This is a genomic window from Shewanella sp. HN-41 (assembly GCF_000217915.1).
In the GTDB taxonomy this organism is placed as follows: Bacteria; Pseudomonadota; Gammaproteobacteria; order Enterobacterales; family Shewanellaceae; genus Shewanella.
Genome location: NZ_AFOZ01000015.1, coordinates 1 through 16162, shown reverse-complemented (window position 1 = coordinate 16162; position 16162 = coordinate 1). Strand labels below are relative to the sequence as shown.

Here is a 16162-nt window from a genome sequence, read left to right as displayed (position 1 = left end):
CAATATCCTTATGGTTAGTTTACTTTTACCACTATTGAACAGAGCTTTGATACTGTCTCAACCAACTGTAAACCCTGTCACACCTTGAAATCAGTCTATCGGGATCAATTTTATAGGTGTCAGTGAAATAATCGACAGACCCCCAATCTCCCTCCATATAAGCCAGTGCAAGCTGTAAGCAATGTGCTAAGTATCCTTCATTTTTAAGTAGAGCACATTTTATTTGCCGATCAAGAGGAAGTTGTTCTAGTGCTCTTGCCATAGGTTTATCTAAAATAGCATCCAAAGTAGATAACAATCCTGTGAGAAAAGCCGACTCAATCAAGGATGGGTAACCCATTAAGGACACTAACTCTTCACATAACCTTGCTCTTATCATAGTGTTATGAATCAATACTGCCGGCTTATTTGGGTTGAGTTCAGCCAAAATAATAAGACTAACAAATTTACGAAGTTTATTTTCTCCCAAAAAAACCATTGTCTGTTTTATTGATGTAAATTCTTTTGCATGTTTAAACTGGCTTGAATTGACAAACTTCAGTAGCTTATAAGTAAGATCTAAATCCTGTGAAAAAAACCTTTCCAACTTATGAAAGCTAAACTCAGGTTTAATTATTTCATTGTAAATTGACATTATAGAATACTGGGTAGCACCTATCTCCTTTCCTTCCATTATCTCTGGTTTACAAAAAAAATATCCTTGAAAGTAATCAAAACCTAGGGATTCCGCTAGCTTAAACTCATCTAATGTTTCGACTTTTTCCGCAAGCAATTTTAAGTTATATCTCTTAAACATAGGAATTAAATGGGAAACACTACCCAAAGGTGTCGCAATTATGTCAATCTTGATCAGCTTGAAGAAAGGCAAAAAACGTTCCCATTGGGGAGAATACACAAAATCGTCCAAAGCCAGATAATATCCAATATTAAATAACTCTTTAATTATACAGAAATTTTCCTCACTTGGACTAACTGTCTCCAATATTTCAACGACAATATTCTTGTATGGCTGCATATACAATAGATGTTTACTCAAGAAATGAGTGGGAAAGTTAACTAGTGCGGGCTTACCTTCAGTTAATTCCTCTAAATCCATATTTAAATAACTATTTATGAGTAGTTTCGCTGTAGCGACTTTATCAGCAACGCCCTGTGGAAAACTATTTTCTCGACTATTTCTAAAAAGCAACTCATAAGCAACAACATGTTTTTTCCTATTCAATATAGGTTGCCTTGCCATATAAAAGCGCATAGTTTACCTCTTCCATTATTGTCACTTAAATTTATCGTTAGAGTGAAGCAGTCCTTTAATATTTTTAGTCTAGTCCTAGGAACCCTATCTTTCAACCGTACTTTCGAGCGAGTATGAGTATATAGGTCTTAAGAATAAAGTTGCTCTGTACTAAAACTGCTCTTAATTGTCACGGGGCTAATCGATTCGCAAGAATCATTATCGATTTAACGTCTGCTTTGTTAAACTAACCCCGCCGCAATCAATATCGTCAATGTTCAAATAGATAACATCACTTCAACCCGCGGCGGAGCCATAATGAGTTCTCAAACCTATAACCAAGCTGTACTCGAACTCGCCCTCGCGGGCCTTGCCGATTTAACTGCATCGGCACAAACCAAAAAAGCACAACGTACCCCTGCACAGGAAAGTCATTTTCTGTGTAATTGGATGGTCGAATCCCTAAAGGAAAAACGCTTTTCTAAACTGGTTGCCGATGACCTAACGGCATGGATACGTTTAGCCCGCAGCCAAGGTGCGGGTGCTGAACTCAAACGTTTATTAGAGAGAATTGTATTTCAATATCAAACAGTTGAAGAATCAGAACACGCTTTAGGTGTGGCATTGAACACTATGATTGCTGCGTTAGTTAAAGATAATTGGTTAGTCTTTACCGACACAGAAATTAGCACTAAGCTCAAACTCGACGGCGATGGTCAATCTAGTCTAGTGATTGATGCAAAAGAGTTGGCACAACATATCAAGGATGGCCAACTCATTAAGCCAATTAATTTATATGTTCGGGCCGATGAGCAACAACTCACCCGTATCGCCCTGTCCCACGGTTTATTACTCAGCCAAGGTAATAAAAAGTCGAGCCTAATTAAACACCATAAAGCCTATAGGATTTATCCTAATAATCAGCTACCTTCCCTGTGCCAGTTGCTGATTTAGCGTATAAGAGTGATTGATTGTGGCTTATGTTAGGTTAGCAAGGCCGCAATTTTGCGAAAGAACACGTCGAATGGCTTTTTGCAATCAATCAGACCGTTGCCAGACTCAAGGTCAATGGCAAAATTGATCACATTATCAAAAGTACACTCAGATGTTAGCCTGTTAAAGCTGACTCATTTCCTTGGCTGGAAGGTGACTTTAGGGTTCAACACTAAACGTTTGCCTTCATTTAGATAGGTTGTGCAGGCGACACGCAGCAAAGAGGCAAAATTGGCAACTCGGCCATGGCGAGCTAACACTTCCTGGTAGATTCGCGTTAAAAAAGCCGCAACACTGAGGTCCGCTTCGTCGGCGATATCTTCTATGATTTGCCAAAAAACAGCCTCTAGACGCACGCTGGTTACGACGCCGTCGATACGAATAGAACGGGTTTTAAGTTCGAACAGTTCGGGTTCGGCGCCGGAATAGATTTCACACACTTTCTTGCTCCCCTTAAGTGTCTACCCGAACTGTTATGCCACAAAATCAAACTGATAAGCTAGCCAAGCAACTGATTAAATTGCGCTAGCCAGGCTGGATGTGCAGGCCAAGCGGGGGCGGTGACGAGCTTACCATCGGTAATCGCTTGCGTTACGGCAATTTCGCAATATTCAGCGCCTGCTTGTCTCACCTCTGGAGCACATGCTGGGTAGGCTGACACCTTTTTACCGCCAACAACATCCGCCGCGGTCAACAGCTGCGCACCATGGCAAATGGCCGCCATGGGCTTATCTTGCTCCGAAAACGCTTTAACTAAATTCAGCACTAAAGGATTTAAACGTAAATACTCGGGTGCTCGCCCCCCAGGAAGGAGCAAAGCATCAAAGTCACTGGCACTCACCTTCGAAAAATCACCATTTAAAGCAAAGAGATGCCCTGGTTTTTCACTGTAGGTTTGGTCGCCTTCAAAATCATGGATTGCGGTTTTAATGGTTTGTCCGGCAACTTTATCGGGGCAAACGACGATGACGTGATGCCCCACCATTTGCAGCGCCTGAAACGGCACCATTAGCTCGTAATCTTCAACAAAATCACCCGCGATGATCAAAATTTTTGCCATGGTAAACTCCTTTTATTGGGACAGTGTCTGAGTGAAAATTGGAAACCTCGCTCTAATGAACCACTCCACTTTACTCCCCTTGCCGCGACAAAGGTAACAACCAAATACTACAAATTTATTCCAGTAAAAAAGCGCCCGTAGGCGCTTAGTCAGGGTTGTGATGTAGGCCCAAATCGCTCAATGAAGCACAACTCAGTGCGAAACACCAATTAACATCAGTATGACCACTCATAGGGGTCGTAATTAGCCAGAACTTCAGCATAACTGTGACTCAGCCCTTGGGTAGAGTAATAATACCCCCGGCCCTGATTGTCCACGGCGTAAAAAATATCCTCGGTTCCTAGCTGCTGCCGCAACTGGTCTCGGGTTGTCGCCAGCTTGAGTTCATCAAAATGATAGGGGGCGAAGGTCAGTACACTTTCCTCAAACACCGCAGTATGACGGCAACTGTTACGTCGGATCTGAGCAGCAATAACCTCTAGAGTTTCCCCTCTGTTAAGGGCTAGCCACTGTTCAGCGTAGCGTTCGACGATGAATTGTTCGGAATAAAAGTAATGATCTTTCCCCGACAAACGCATCTGCACATCCTTATATGCCTCGTTGAGGATCAGGCGAATATAACGGTCAACCGTTTGCTCACTATCCCACTCGAGCCCTGCCACGGCGGCGATTTGATCCGCCGTGACTAAGCGTCCATGTTGGCTAAATACCCTGATATAACCGACAAGTTCAATCATAGTGTCCAACTACCGTGTTCAACTAGGTAACAGGCCCCGCGCCGCCAATCTATCGGCAACAAAACCTAGGCTAAACTTGTCGAGCGTGGCCCGAGTCGGCGCACCGGTTTGAATATCCCAACCAAAGGCTTCATAAAACATGTCCAGCGCCGTTTGCATATCAGCACGGTCCATCTTGATGGTGCCCTCTTGGCCGAAGTTTTTATCTGGATTCAAATCATAAACCCAGTCACTGAGCACATCATGCTCTTCACGCATATTACTTTCATTCATTTGCAATACAGTTAAGGCTCGATGTAAGTGCAGTACTCTTTCCGCTTTAAAGTCCAATTCCGTTTCTGTGGTTTCAATCCCTGTCACTAAACTGAACATCTGCGATTCAATGGTACTATCACCTTCATAGTTGCGATTTTTATCCGGTGATGCCAGCAGTGGGAACATCCAGTTACACAGTGTCAACGAGTCATGTAACACGTTTTTCACCAGCGACCATTTTGCAAAACGGATCTTAGCCACATTGATTGGGGTATACCATTTCACCTTATCGAATGCACCTTCACCCCATTTTTTCTCGGCAATCGCCACTATCATATCGTGTGGCAAACCACTGTTGACTATGTTGATGTGGGAATGGCACTGGGCATCACGGTTAAAGACTACGTTGATTAACGTACCCACTTGGCCCGCGGTTTCACTGGCATGGTGAACGGCGGCATTGGTTTTCTTGTTGAATACCTTAGTGGTACTTTCTTTGTGAATATCCCAATTACCTAACTTGGGATTAGTGCCATCTAAACCCCAACGTTTGATCAAATCATATAAGCCGTCGGCCATATGGGAGATTTCACCTTCTTTAAACGCCACTCGGCGATAAAAATCCAGTAAGAAGGCGGGATCCTTGTTATCCCAAAGCGCCCAAGGAATACTGTTAAATTCATCTTCAGGTAATAAATGCTTAAACATATCCTTGGTTTTTAAGAATTTAAATAAATGAGAAATGGAACCATAGTTACACCAAATACCATAGTCATCGAGAATATGAGCACCTAAAGCGCCCACCATCGCATGTGCCTCTGTATCTTTTTTGGTGCCCATTAAATACTGCGGTACGAGGAATCCCATACAGACGTTAGATATATGTTCGGTTTTACGACCGTATTTGCTCTTCAATTCAGGAACTTTAAGTTCACAGAAGCAACGAATTGGGCATGAGTGACAGCCGCCGGAGCGCTTCATCCACTTATTGGCGTATTCAACACCAATGTAGTTTTCTGCCATCGAAGTTCGAAACCCAATACGATTACGTTCATTCCATGGCACTTCGCCTAGATCGATTTCTTGATCGGCGGCGCCCCACTTAAGCCCAGGTCTTGCTTTCCAACGACTAATAGGTGCAGAGTATTCGGCCCAAGATTGCGGCGTCGAAGGCACAACACCATTATTGTTGGCACCGATAATCCCTAAAATATGGTCATCTAAGGCACGCATCCTTTCATTATTGGCGGCGATTTTAACGGCGCCAGTGCCGATAATGCCGATCCCTTTACAATTTTTTGAGCCCATTACCGAGCCATGACCACCCGCTGAGTGTCCGCCCTGAGTCATGATGACAGAAAGGGGGACTAGGTTTTCACCCGCTTGGCCAATCGCAGCGACTTGAGCATTGGACCCCATCATTTGCGCTATCATGGCATGGGTATCAAATATGCCCTTACCCCATAGGGCATCGGCAGGTTCTATCGTGACCTTATCATCGACAATTTTCAGCCACACAGGGCTGTTCGCTTTGCCTTCTATCGCAATCGCATCGAAACCAGCAAATTTCATTGCGGGGGAAAAATGCCCACCAAAGTGACCATCGGCAATCAGATGTTTTTCAATTACGGGACTACGGGAAGTAATGGTTGTTCGTCCAGTACAAATAACACCAGACCCCGTTAATGGCCCTGCAGAAAAGACAATAATATTATCCGGGTCGATTGCGGTAATATTATCCTTATGATCATCCCACAATATTTTATAACCAATACCCATGCCCCCAATATAGTCATAATATTTATTGATTGGCTCATACCATATATGATTAGTTGTTAAATTAACTCTGAGGACTTTACCCGCCCAACCACCAATGTTATCACTCATATTACTTCTCCTGAATTTAAGAAACTAAGCTGGTATATTTTTCATATTGTTCTAATGCAGCTTCAGCCTCTTCCCAGTTATAAAATTTAATTGCACCTGTAGGACACACTTGCGCGCAGGCAGGTTTACCATCACATAAATCACATTTGATGGCTTTCATTTTACTGCGATCAACTTTAATAACTTGCTGAGGACATTTATCTGCACAATAACCACATCCGACACAGCGTTCTTCATCAATCACTTTCGCGCCAGTTTGTTCATTAGTCGAAATGGCTTGCTGTGGACAAACTTCTGTACAAACTTCACAGTGGCGACAAGTGGAAGGAACAACGGTCCTATCACCACATTCTCCTCGCTGTATTTCATAGTCAAATTGCACACCATATGGGCCATAGTTCATATTTTTTTCTACTTTGACGCGGGCAAGTGTCGGACTGCTATCCCCTTCATGGTTCCAACCACAGGCAATTTCACAGCGTCTGCAGCTAACACAAACCGTAGGGTTCACCACCATGAGTCCACCAGGCATGACTTCTACTATTTCTTGGCTATTACTGTCACTGCCACAACCGGTCAGAAAACTTATTAATGTTCCGCTATAAACCGTACCGACAGCAACGCCCATACCACCTTTAAGCATTCCTCTTCTGGTAATCATATTTGATCCTTTATTAGTCAAAGCAATATAATTAAAATATGCATACACTTTGATCCCCGACAATTTATGCTAAAGAAATTACGTCTTTTATTTTTAACCTGCGTCACAATTACCCATATTTTGGCATTATTAGTTCAAGTTACACGACATGTATCAGAGTAACGTTTTTAAGAATTAACAATTAAAAATCTAACAATTCATAATAATGCCTCACATCAAATTATATTAATTTAATTAACAAAAAACATTTAAAAGTGATTAATTGAGTGCAACTCGACTCATAACTAAGTTAATATCTATAGCGCATACATTCCGATTAGAGTCCCGACAGAATCTAATTAAAAAGGAATGGAAAATGATGAAAACGAATACCCGTTCTCAATGGAAAATATTTACGCCAATGGTAGTCGCAGTCTGTCTGATAACAGCCTGCTCCGATGGTGACGATGGGAAAGAAGGTCCACCAGGGATTGTGAGTATCAGCATTGAACAAGCGGATACACTCAAAGCGACAATAGAAAATGTGGTTATCGATGCCCAAACCCGTGTACAGGTCGATTTCTTCCTCAGCAATGCGAATGGGATTGCGGTCACTGGACTAGAAAACCTAAAGGATCTCGATACCTTAGGTGTTGGTATTGCTAAATTGGCTCCACCACAAGCTCATTACCAAGCCCAAACAGCCATAAGTGCCGAGGCTAAGAGCACTACTGATGCAGCATTGCAATGGACCAGTTACATCAATAATCAAGTAGAACCAGCAACAAATGCCCAAGCGAATGCACAGACTCAATGGCAAGCGGGGATAGAAAGCAGCTGTAAAGCGGCTTGTTTAACCTCATTAGGTGCGGGCCTATACCGTTACACTTTGAGTAAACCACTCACGGGTTACTCGCAGTTTACGGGGATAGACACTCAGTACTCAGCTGATCTCACTCACAGAATTTATCTAGAGCTGAAACCATTCGCAAACAGCCCAATCGACACTCAGTTGATCAACGGCGTGTATGATTTTGTGCCCGCCACCGGACAAACCGTCGCGGCGGATATGGGCCGTAAAGTTATCGCACCTGAGCAAGCCTGCTTTCGTTGCCATAACGCAGACTTAGCCAATACCGATACTCGCCTTTTGATGCACGGCAGTAAACGTTTCGCCTTTGAGGGCTGCGTTGTCTGCCACACCACTTACTCTGGCGATCCTGAAACGGGTAATAGCCTAGATATGGCGACATTGGCACACCAGATCCACCAAGCCAAATATCAAATCGTCGGTTACAAGGGACAGTTATATGACTACCGCAATGTGACCTATCCCGGTGATATGACCCAATGTCAACAATGCCATATTCCCGACGCAACGGCGCAAAGTGGTAATAATAATATCCCCAGTCAAACCGCTTGCCTTGACTGTCACCAAGCGCAAATCCCCACTGATTGGAACGGCACTGTGGCGGGTTTATTCCACAACAGGGAAATTTTTGCTAACGCATGGGCACAGGGCTGTAGCGGCTGCCACCCTGATAGCACTCATCCTGAAGGTGTAGGGCTTTTCCACAATGCCACCGTCAAAACAGCCACTAAACTGGTGAACGATTACCAAGTTAAGTTACTGAGTTCACAGCTAAGTGTTGAAACTCAGACCCTTGCGGTGACATTGCAAGTCCAGCAAATGGAGCAACTGCCCTCCAGTCAACCTATGATTAAATCCTTCTGGTTGATTGCCGCGGGTGAAACCAACAGTGCGGACATGCCAATCAATAATGGCCAACGTAAGGTGTGGGATTTATTGGCAAACACGGCTAATGTCGCCGTAAATATCACTGCGCCTAATCAGTTAACCGTCACGATATCTAACTTGGCGACTGTCGATTTTGGCGAACTGAGTCAGTCAAGGCTCTACAGTAAACTGGTGCTCTGTGCCGATAAAAATACCGGCTTTGCGGTTAACTGTAATATCGCTAATCAAGAGGTGAGTCTCAGTGCTATTAATTCGTTAACCCTGCAAGGTCAAGCCGTTGCGGCAAAAGCTAAAGTCAATGAACAGGCCTGTCGCCAATGTCATGATCAAGGATTCGAGGACAGAGTCCAATCGGCGCATCAAATGGAGGGAATTTTTGACCCCAATAGCAGCTGTGGCACCTGTCATGCCCCGCAAACCGCAACCGCACTGACCGATGGACAATGTCAAAGCTGCCACAACAATGATGCGATCATGTATCTCAATGCCAATGTGATGCATACTCCTGGGGCCAGCCAAATCAAGCCCTATCGCACCATCAACAATACTTTGAGCTACAGGGAAATGGTGCATTCACTGCATGCGGGAACCCGCACTGTAGTGGGTTTTGATAACCCACGTCCCGAACTCACTTACCCTAATGCGAAGAATAACTGCGGTGTTTGTCATAGCACAGGACAGCTCAGTCTCGAGGGGCTGAGTGCGCAGCAATCCCTGTTAGTTGCGACACCCGATGCAGCCAACATAGGGCAAATTGCCGAGTACTCCCCCACCTTAGCAACCTGCGCGGCTTGTCACACGCTCACCGATAGTTTAGCCGTCCATGCACGCAGCTTTGGTGGGGTTTACCAAAGTGATGCCAGCGGTGGTCGCATTTATCAATCAGGACAGGAGTCATGCGCAATCTGCCATGCTGAAGGCCGCTCATCGGGTGTCGATAGGGTACACAAATAGGCAGTTAGATTTTTCTTAGTTCAAAAAACCGCTCGCAAAAATGCGAGCGGTTTTTCTTAGTCATATTTATCAAGCTATTACTCCCTATAACACTTAAATGGAGCAACTTAAACTTTACTTGATTTGACTTAGTTTAATGTCGTTCAAATTAAGGCTTTAACACACTTTGGCTCTCGACTTCTTGCTTTTGGCTATAACCATTGAGCCCAGTGTTGGCTGATTTCACCACATTTAAGGCTTCGGTAGTGAGAGCATTATTGCCATTTAACAGATCGTTGAGAGTACCCGCTTCGCTATGCACTAACCCGAGTTCCCTTAACATGGCATCGACAACAGGTGCATTGGCGCGGTAGTTTAATGCCGCACTAGTCACTTGCTCTGCGATACCACCTTGATGGTGCGCGCCTTCGCCACCCGCAGCAAATTGATTACCCATGCCATAACCTTGAAGGATTTTAATACCTTCAATATTCTCCAGCGGCTTAACCGCCTGCGCCACAATTTCAGGCAAGGCCTTAAGGATAGCGAGGGACTTTTGCAGGGCTATTTGCTCATCACGCAGTACGTTTTCAGCTTCATACAGGGCCTGTTTACCCGCAGCTTCGACGGCGTAGACTTTTTCATCCGCTTCGGCCTGCAGTTTCTTCGCATCGGCACTGGCGCGCGCTTCAATCAGAATGGCACTCGATCTGTCCTCGGCGGCACGTTTCTCCGCTTCGGCTTGCACTGTTACACCTACCGCATCACGTTCGGCTTCTTTTCGGGCATCAATCACTTCAATTTCTTTACGACGATTCGCTTCCGCTACTTGGCGTACTGTGATAACCGCCTCTTCTTTTTCCACTTTCAGTTTTTCAGCTTCGGCAGCACGGGCACGGGCGGCGGACTCTTCTTCAGATTTCGCCGCAACGGCGATGCGTTTTTCCTGCTCGGCAACTTCGATATCCCTTTGCTGTTGGATACGCGATTGCTCGATGGACTTACGCTTTTCAATCTCGCGGGTTTCGATATCCTTAGTCTTTTCAATTTCAGCGGTTTCGATGGCGCGCTCTTTGGCAATCTCGGCCTCACGTTCTTCACGGGCCTTATTTTCTTTCTGTTTAATGATTTCCGCTTTTTGATCGGCGCGTTTAAATTCGAGGGATTGTTGCTGGATCAGGCGTGCCTCTTCTTCCGACTTTTCAATCTCCAAGGATTCTTTTTCGGCCTCAAGGTTACGCTGCTCGATCTTAATGCGGTTTTCTTGCTGAATATCGTTGGTTTCTTTACGTTTCTCTTCAATAATTTTCGCTAATCGAGCACGCCCTTCCGCGTCGAATGCGTTGTTTTCATTAAAGAACTGCAGATCCGTCTGATCAAATCCCGTTAAGGATACCGATTCGAGCTCGAGTCCGTTTTTTTCAAGATCATTGGCGACGTTATTTTGCACTCGCTGTACAAAATCGGCACGCTGTTCATGCATTTCGGTCATGGTCATCTCAGCTGCAACGGCACGCAGCACGTCAACAAACTTAGATTCCATCAATTTTTTCAACTCTTCCACTCGAGTGGTACGGGTTCCTAGGGTTTGTGCCGCCATCGAAATGCCATCGGCATTAGGAGCGACACGCAAGTAGAAGTCGGCCTTCACATCGACACGCATTCTATCTTTAGTGATCAAGGCGTCTTTTTGCGTTTTTTCCACTTCAATGCGTAGGGTATTCATATTCACTGCAATGGTTTCATGCAGCACAGGTAGCACAATAGCCCCGCCGTCTTTGATAATTTTCTCGCCACCAAAGCCTGTACGTACGAAGGCCATTTCCTTAGTTGCACGCTTATATAACTTGGCAAAAATCAGGCCGATAACTATCAGCCCTACCACCACCATACCCGCAATTAACAGCACAAAGTTACTCGAACTAGTGACTTCGTTTAACACATCCATTTGCTTTCCTTTTCAATTGATTAACGGCTTTAAAATACTAGTTATCAAAACGAGTGGCTGACCAGACACGGCCCTCTCGTCTTAGCAACACCACTTGGGTGCCACTGGCAAACTCAATCCCCGACATTTCAGGTTCGACTAAAACATAATGCTTCTGTTGATATTTATCGCGCACGACGGCCTCTGAGGGCATACCTTTCATCGCACAGCCCAAGGTAATAGTGCCCACATAACCGCTAAGATCGTCTAGAGATATTGCCGTTGATTCATTTTTCGGCAAATGTTCGGCAAGCACTCGTCCTAAATAACGGCAAGCGAATGCACTACCCACTACGGCAATAGGTAAGGTAAAGAGCTGTGGCAATAGCATTCCCACAACACTCAAACTGATAAAATTAGTGATATAACCCGTTATCGAAAAACTGGTCAGTGCCAGCACAAACCAGATCAGCAGGGGTAATCGATTGAGGCATAACCAGCCCGCAATGCCGGTGAGCCCACCGACACTCGTATCGGCATCATAATCGACATCGGTTGGCACCCATTGGTCTAAGGCACTTAACATGCTTAAACCGATTAACAGGGCTAAGGCTTCAAACACACCAAGGGCTAGCACACAGGCAAAGGCGATAGTGTAAGGTAAATTAGGCTGTTCAATTAAAAACGCCCACATAGTCATCTCCTTGAACAATACAACATTCCATTTATTTCACAGTAATTATCGACTTATGGACCACAGAATAGCAAGGCAGACACCATTTCCAAACTAAAAATTCACCCTAAAATGGATTTTCACTAAACCCTTGTTGCGCCAAAATGCCATGGGCCGTCATCGCTGACAATGCCATATCCACCCCCGGCAGTAATGAGCCGTTGTTTAAGTCAAAATAAGCCGCGCTTTGTCCACAGATATAAAACTTCACCCCGTGCTCGACTAAGGCTTTAACCAAAGCCTTATTCGCATTTGGAGCCCCCTGATGCAATTTAGCGTAAAAGGTGTCGTCGGCTAAGTCACTAATGGCACTGCCATGAACCACCATAGCCAATTCAATATCGCTTTCCTTCACTCCGGCAGCCACATGCATATTGATAAAGCGCGCTAAGCTCTCGAGCTGACGATTTAGCTTGCCCACTTCGGCCGACTTGCTCATATCGAAGGCGATTTTAAACTTTATGTCCTTGGGGATGGGGAGCGTACTATCCACTTTTGCTATCTGCCCAAATTCTGGGATAGCCGTGCCAGCGATAAATTTTTCGGCTCCGGCCTGTGCAGTAAAACAACTCCCAAATAACGCGAGACACACTAGGACATTAAGCGTTTTAGTACTATCTGATTTTAGCTTCATTATATTATCATCCTGTTATTGTTATTTTTAGCGCAGGGTTAACACACCTTGGCGCATAGAGGAAATACCCATGGGCACAACTATACATACCAATGTCCCCACGCCAAGTTACGATAAACTCACCGCTCATTTCCAGAAAATTTCACACTTTGAACATTTCAGTGCTCTGGGGGATTGGGATCAAGCCGCCATGATGCCCATGGGCGGCAACAGCGAGCGCGCCGATGCGATGGCGGAGCTTGCGCTACATATACATGACCTAAAAACCTCGGCCACCTTAGCCGATAACTTAACCCGAGCCGCGGATGAGCCGCTGACAAATGAGCAACGGGCCAACCTCAGGGAAATGTTATACCAGTACCAGCAGGCGAGCTTAGTGCCCGGCGATCTGGTGCAAGCCAAAACTAAGATGGCCTATCAATGTGAAAGTGCATGGCGCGAGCAACGTAAAAATAATGATTGGCAGGGCTTTAAAGCAAATCTTAATGCTGTCATCGCCCTCACGAGGGAAGAAGCACAAATTCGGGGTGAAGCACTGAATATTCCGCCCTATGATGCCCTACTCAATAAGTTTGAACCCGGCATGACCACAGCAAAACTTGAACAAACCTTCAAAGGATTAAGGACTTGGTTACCGCCCCTGATCCAAGAAGTGTTAGCCAAACAGGCAAATGAGCCTAGGCTCACACTAGGGGGACCATTTGATATTAAGGCCCAACAAGCCCTTGGCCGCGAAGTAATGGCTTATTTGGGGTTCGATTTTAATCACGGCAGGCTCGATATCAGCAGTCATCCATTTTGCGGTGGCGTTCCAAGCGATGTGCGGATCACTACTCGTTATAATGAAACCGATTTTAGTAGTGCTATCATGGGGATAGTCCATGAAACTGGCCACGCCCGTTATGAACAGGGGCTGCCACAAGCATGGCGCGGTCAGCCCGCAGGGCTCGCACGCTCGATGGGCATTCATGAAAGCCAAAGTCTATTCTGTGAAATGCAGCTTGGTGCCAATCCGGCGTTTTTACGCCAATTGCAGCCCCTTATCCAGCGTCATCTTCAGTGCGAGTTCAGTGCAGAGGCTTTGGCGCAGCACTACACCCGTGTCAATCCTGGACTTATCCGCGTCGATGCCGATGAAGTCACCTATCCTTGCCATATTCTGCTGCGTTTTGAGGCTGAAAAAGCCTTTATCGACGGTAGCTTAAGCGTGGATGATCTACCCGATTTTTGGTCAAACCAGATGCAACAACTGCTGGGTATTAACACCGATGGCAATTACCGTGATGGCTGTATGCAAGATATCCACTGGGCAGTGGGTGAATTAGGCTATTTCCCCAGTTATACCCTAGGTGCCATGTATGCGGCGCAGTGTCGTTTCTCGATGGAACAAACCTTAGGGCCAATAGAAACCTTAATCGACGCAGGCAAGTTAGCCACAATCTTCCAATGGCTAAGCGACAATATTTGGGCTAAGGGCTCACTATTGACCACTGATGAACTCATGCGCCAAGCGACGGGTGAACCTTTAAATAGTCAGTATCTTGAGCGCCACCTCCGTCAGCGGTATTTAGGTTAATGGCAAACGGTTGATACTCGACTGCGACAACGTCGAGTTTCAGCGCATTTTAGAACGATTTGGGTATATAATGCCGAGCTTATTTTAATCAAGACACTTTGAGCGGGATAGATATCGGCCATGTTATTGCGTGCAATCACCCCACAGGATTGGGATGCTATTTTACAGATCCAAGCGGAATGCTACTCACAACTGGATCCTGAGCCCCTGCATGTATTGCAAAGCAAGTGGCAAGTGTCACCTCAGTCCTGTTTTGTGTTTGAGGTGAATAATGCCGTGGTAGGGTATTGTTTAGCCCACCCTTGGACGGTCAACATACCACCCGCGCTCTACGAGCCCATCACCCATTTACCTAAGGCCAATACCCTCTATCTGCACGATATTGCGATTTCGGCCAAAGCCCAAGGGTTAGGCGCTGGCACTAAGGCGCTCACGCGCTTAAAACTACTGGCGGACCGCTATAATCTCGATTCCTTATCCCTAGTGGCGGTGCAAGGTGCCGATAGTTATTGGCTTAAAATGGGCTTTAAGCCTCAGACTATCGATAAATGTCTTGGCAGTTACACTAATGATGCTATGTACATGATTTATAATATTAATCGTCGAGATAAATGATGAACCCAACCCTCACCACTATCGGTTTACTCTGCCTTAGTAATATTTTTATGACCTTTGCCTGGTACGGGCATTTGAAAACCTTAGGTTCAAAACCTTGGATTATCGCCGCACTGATCAGTTGGGGAATCGCCCTATTTGAGTACTTACTACAAGTGCCAGCAAATCGTATCGGTTACACGGTAATGAATGTAGGACAGTTAAAAATTCTACAGGAAGTCATTACCTTAAGTTTATTCGTCCCCTTTGCCTATTTTTATATGAAAGAGCCCTTAAAACTCGACTATTTGTGGGCGGGGCTGTGCATCTTAGGTGCCGTGTATTTTATTTTTAGAAGTGAATTCAATTAATTTCAGGAGTTTCCCCATGGCACGTCAAGTCACTTACACCTTCAAAGGTCAGACAAAAACCATCGCCTTTAGCTACGATAAACACCATGATTTATATGAGGCAGTTGCCGAAGCGGAAGGTATAGATCTCACTAAGTTCCTCGCCATGGAACAACAAATTGCCATGACCTCCCGCAAAGGTGCAAAAGCTGAAAAAGATTTTAGGAAGGTCGAGTTTGCCCGTTTTGGTTTTAGCAATATCCACTTTGTCCGCGACGAAGAGCCAGAAGCCTAAACGTCATTTTATCTACATACTGTTATTTTCAAACTAGGATCCATCCATGTTAAATAGTGAACATGCCAACTTTCCCCGTGCGGGGTTCCTCCGCCGTCTAGGCGCAGCCATCTATGATCTGCTGTTAGCCGTCGCCGTGTTTATGTTTTCGGGTGCCATTGGTTTTGGCCTATTCTTCGGCCTAACCTATTCAGGATTTATCGGCATGAATGGCTTTGAGCATGTTGCAGATGCGCTTAATGGCACCCCAATTTACCATGGCATTTATCGACTCTGGCTTGTCCTGTGCGTGGGAACTTTCTACGCATTATTTTGGAGCAAAGGCGGTCAAACCTTAGGGATGCGCGCCTGGCGCCTGAAGATCCAGCACCCTAACGGCCAAAACCTAAGCCTTATCACAGCCTATGCCCGAATCGTTTGGTCATTGCTGGGGATTGGTAATCTATGGATACTAATTAACGACGATAAACTCGCGCTGCAGGATATGATGACGCGTTCTGAAGTCGTTGTTCTCTCAAAGGAAGCCAACCAAATGCGCAACTGGCACGGCGCTTAAAT

The 16162-nt window shown here is 45.3% G+C and carries 16 protein-coding genes; 7 read left to right on the top strand and 9 right to left on the bottom strand.

The genetic code is table 11. The features are described from left to right. Nucleotides 1–31: 31 nt before the first annotated feature. Entirely contained in the window at nt 32–1252 is a 1221-nt protein-coding gene (locus SOHN41_RS05535) for an EAL and HDOD domain-containing protein (protein WP_007646431.1), read from the bottom strand. Nucleotides 1253–1549: 297 nt separating this feature from the next. Here SOHN41_RS05535 and SOHN41_RS05530 point away from each other — a divergent pair, with 297 nt between their 5' ends. Then, nucleotides 1550–2185 (top strand): DUF2913 family protein, encoded by a 636-nt coding sequence (locus SOHN41_RS05530; protein ID WP_007646430.1) that lies wholly within the window; start codon nt 1550–1552, stop codon nt 2183–2185. A gap of 173 nt (nt 2186–2358) precedes the next feature. On the opposite strand, the gene SOHN41_RS05525 is transcribed toward SOHN41_RS05530, so the two are convergent. The 5 genes from SOHN41_RS05525 to SOHN41_RS05505 form a co-directional block, all read right to left on the bottom strand. Further along, the gene (locus tag SOHN41_RS05525; protein WP_007646429.1) at nt 2359–2664 is read right to left on the bottom strand and encodes a ribbon-helix-helix domain-containing protein; all 306 of its coding nucleotides are present in this window, start codon (nt 2662–2664) and stop codon (nt 2359–2361) included. A 59-nt stretch (nt 2665–2723) separates the two neighbouring features. Beyond that, nucleotides 2724–3284, bottom strand: coding sequence for a DJ-1/PfpI family protein (locus tag SOHN41_RS05520; protein ID WP_007646426.1), 561 nt, complete (start codon nt 3282–3284; stop codon nt 2724–2726). 215 nt (nt 3285–3499) lie between these two features. Further along, nucleotides 3500–4021 (bottom strand): hypothetical protein, encoded by a 522-nt coding sequence (locus SOHN41_RS05515; RefSeq protein WP_007646424.1) that lies wholly within the window; start codon nt 4019–4021, stop codon nt 3500–3502. An 18-nt stretch (nt 4022–4039) separates the two neighbouring features. Continuing rightward, nucleotides 4040–6163, bottom strand: a complete 2124-nt coding sequence (locus SOHN41_RS05510) for an aldehyde ferredoxin oxidoreductase (protein ID WP_007646423.1) — start codon at nt 6161–6163, stop codon at nt 4040–4042. A gap of 16 nt (nt 6164–6179) precedes the next feature. Then, complete coding sequence (locus SOHN41_RS05505) at nt 6180–6824, bottom strand: 4Fe-4S dicluster domain-containing protein (RefSeq protein ID WP_007646422.1); 645 nt, start codon at nt 6822–6824, stop codon at nt 6180–6182. 355 nt (nt 6825–7179) lie between these two features. Between SOHN41_RS05505 and SOHN41_RS05500 the strand changes: the two genes are divergently transcribed. Continuing rightward, a complete protein-coding gene (locus SOHN41_RS05500) occupies nt 7180–9516 on the top strand; it encodes an OmcA/MtrC family decaheme c-type cytochrome (RefSeq protein WP_007646421.1) in 2337 nt (778 codons plus the stop codon). Nucleotides 9517–9664: 148 nt separating this feature from the next. Here SOHN41_RS05500 and SOHN41_RS05495 read toward each other — a convergent pair whose 3' ends face one another. The 3 genes from SOHN41_RS05495 to SOHN41_RS05485 all read right to left on the bottom strand — a co-directional run bounded on the left by SOHN41_RS05495 (nt 9665) and on the right by SOHN41_RS05485 (nt 12789). Next, the gene (locus SOHN41_RS05495; protein WP_007646418.1) at nt 9665–11443 is read right to left on the bottom strand and encodes a flotillin family protein; all 1779 of its coding nucleotides are present in this window, start codon (nt 11441–11443) and stop codon (nt 9665–9667) included. A 37-nt stretch (nt 11444–11480) separates the two neighbouring features. Further along, nucleotides 11481–12116, bottom strand: a complete 636-nt coding sequence (locus SOHN41_RS05490) for a YqiJ family protein (protein ID WP_007646416.1) — start codon at nt 12114–12116, stop codon at nt 11481–11483. 106 nt (nt 12117–12222) lie between these two features. Beyond that, nucleotides 12223–12789 carry a DsrE family protein gene (locus SOHN41_RS05485; protein WP_007646414.1) on the bottom strand — a complete coding sequence of 189 codons (567 nt, stop codon included), beginning with the start codon at nt 12787–12789 and terminating at the stop codon, nt 12223–12225. Between the two features lie 70 nt (nt 12790–12859). On the opposite strand from SOHN41_RS05485, the gene SOHN41_RS05480 reads away from it, so the two are divergent. The 5 genes from SOHN41_RS05480 (at nt 12860) to SOHN41_RS05460 (ending at nt 16160) form a co-directional block, all read left to right on the top strand. Further along, complete coding sequence (locus tag SOHN41_RS05480) at nt 12860–14365, top strand: carboxypeptidase M32 (protein WP_007646412.1); 1506 nt, start codon at nt 12860–12862, stop codon at nt 14363–14365. A 120-nt stretch (nt 14366–14485) separates the two neighbouring features. Then, nucleotides 14486–14980, top strand: coding sequence for a GNAT family N-acetyltransferase (locus SOHN41_RS05475; protein WP_007646410.1), 495 nt, complete (start codon nt 14486–14488; stop codon nt 14978–14980). Continuing rightward, complete coding sequence (locus tag SOHN41_RS05470) at nt 14980–15330, top strand: DMT family protein (protein ID WP_037458210.1); 351 nt, start codon at nt 14980–14982, stop codon at nt 15328–15330. The genes SOHN41_RS05475 and SOHN41_RS05470 overlap by 1 nt, the downstream gene beginning before the upstream one ends. 16 nt (nt 15331–15346) lie before the next feature. After that, nucleotides 15347–15604 carry a DUF2960 domain-containing protein gene (locus tag SOHN41_RS05465; protein WP_007646407.1) on the top strand — a complete coding sequence of 86 codons (258 nt, stop codon included), beginning with the start codon at nt 15347–15349 and terminating at the stop codon, nt 15602–15604. Between the two features lie 46 nt (nt 15605–15650). After that, complete coding sequence (locus SOHN41_RS05460; protein WP_007646402.1) at nt 15651–16160, top strand: RDD family protein; 510 nt, start codon at nt 15651–15653, stop codon at nt 16158–16160. Nucleotides 16161–16162 lie beyond the last annotated feature (2 nt).

Coding starts and splice junctions, on each gene's coding strand:
- SOHN41_RS05530 (WP_007646430.1), top strand. CDS start 1,550: ATGAGTTCTCAAACCTATAACCAAGCTGTACTCGAACTCGCCCTCGCG.
- SOHN41_RS05485 (WP_007646414.1), bottom strand. CDS start 12,789: ATGAAGCTAAAATCAGATAGTACTAAAACGCTTAATGTCCTAGTGTGT.
- SOHN41_RS05460 (WP_007646402.1), top strand. CDS start 15,651: ATGTTAAATAGTGAACATGCCAACTTTCCCCGTGCGGGGTTCCTCCGC.
- SOHN41_RS05475 (WP_007646410.1), top strand. CDS start 14,486: ATGTTATTGCGTGCAATCACCCCACAGGATTGGGATGCTATTTTACAG.
- SOHN41_RS05515 (WP_007646424.1), bottom strand. CDS start 4,021: ATGATTGAACTTGTCGGTTATATCAGGGTATTTAGCCAACATGGACGC.
- SOHN41_RS05470 (WP_037458210.1), top strand. CDS start 14,980: ATGAACCCAACCCTCACCACTATCGGTTTACTCTGCCTTAGTAATATT.
- SOHN41_RS05500 (WP_007646421.1), top strand. CDS start 7,180: ATGATGAAAACGAATACCCGTTCTCAATGGAAAATATTTACGCCAATG.
- SOHN41_RS05490 (WP_007646416.1), bottom strand. CDS start 12,116: ATGTGGGCGTTTTTAATTGAACAGCCTAATTTACCTTACACTATCGCC.
- SOHN41_RS05535 (WP_007646431.1), bottom strand. CDS start 1,252: ATGCGCTTTTATATGGCAAGGCAACCTATATTGAATAGGAAAAAACAT.
- SOHN41_RS05505 (WP_007646422.1), bottom strand. CDS start 6,824: ATGATTACCAGAAGAGGAATGCTTAAAGGTGGTATGGGCGTTGCTGTC.
- SOHN41_RS05495 (WP_007646418.1), bottom strand. CDS start 11,443: ATGGATGTGTTAAACGAAGTCACTAGTTCGAGTAACTTTGTGCTGTTA.
- SOHN41_RS05510 (WP_007646423.1), bottom strand. CDS start 6,163: ATGAGTGATAACATTGGTGGTTGGGCGGGTAAAGTCCTCAGAGTTAAT.
- SOHN41_RS05465 (WP_007646407.1), top strand. CDS start 15,347: ATGGCACGTCAAGTCACTTACACCTTCAAAGGTCAGACAAAAACCATC.
- SOHN41_RS05480 (WP_007646412.1), top strand. CDS start 12,860: ATGGGCACAACTATACATACCAATGTCCCCACGCCAAGTTACGATAAA.
- SOHN41_RS05520 (WP_007646426.1), bottom strand. CDS start 3,284: ATGGCAAAAATTTTGATCATCGCGGGTGATTTTGTTGAAGATTACGAG.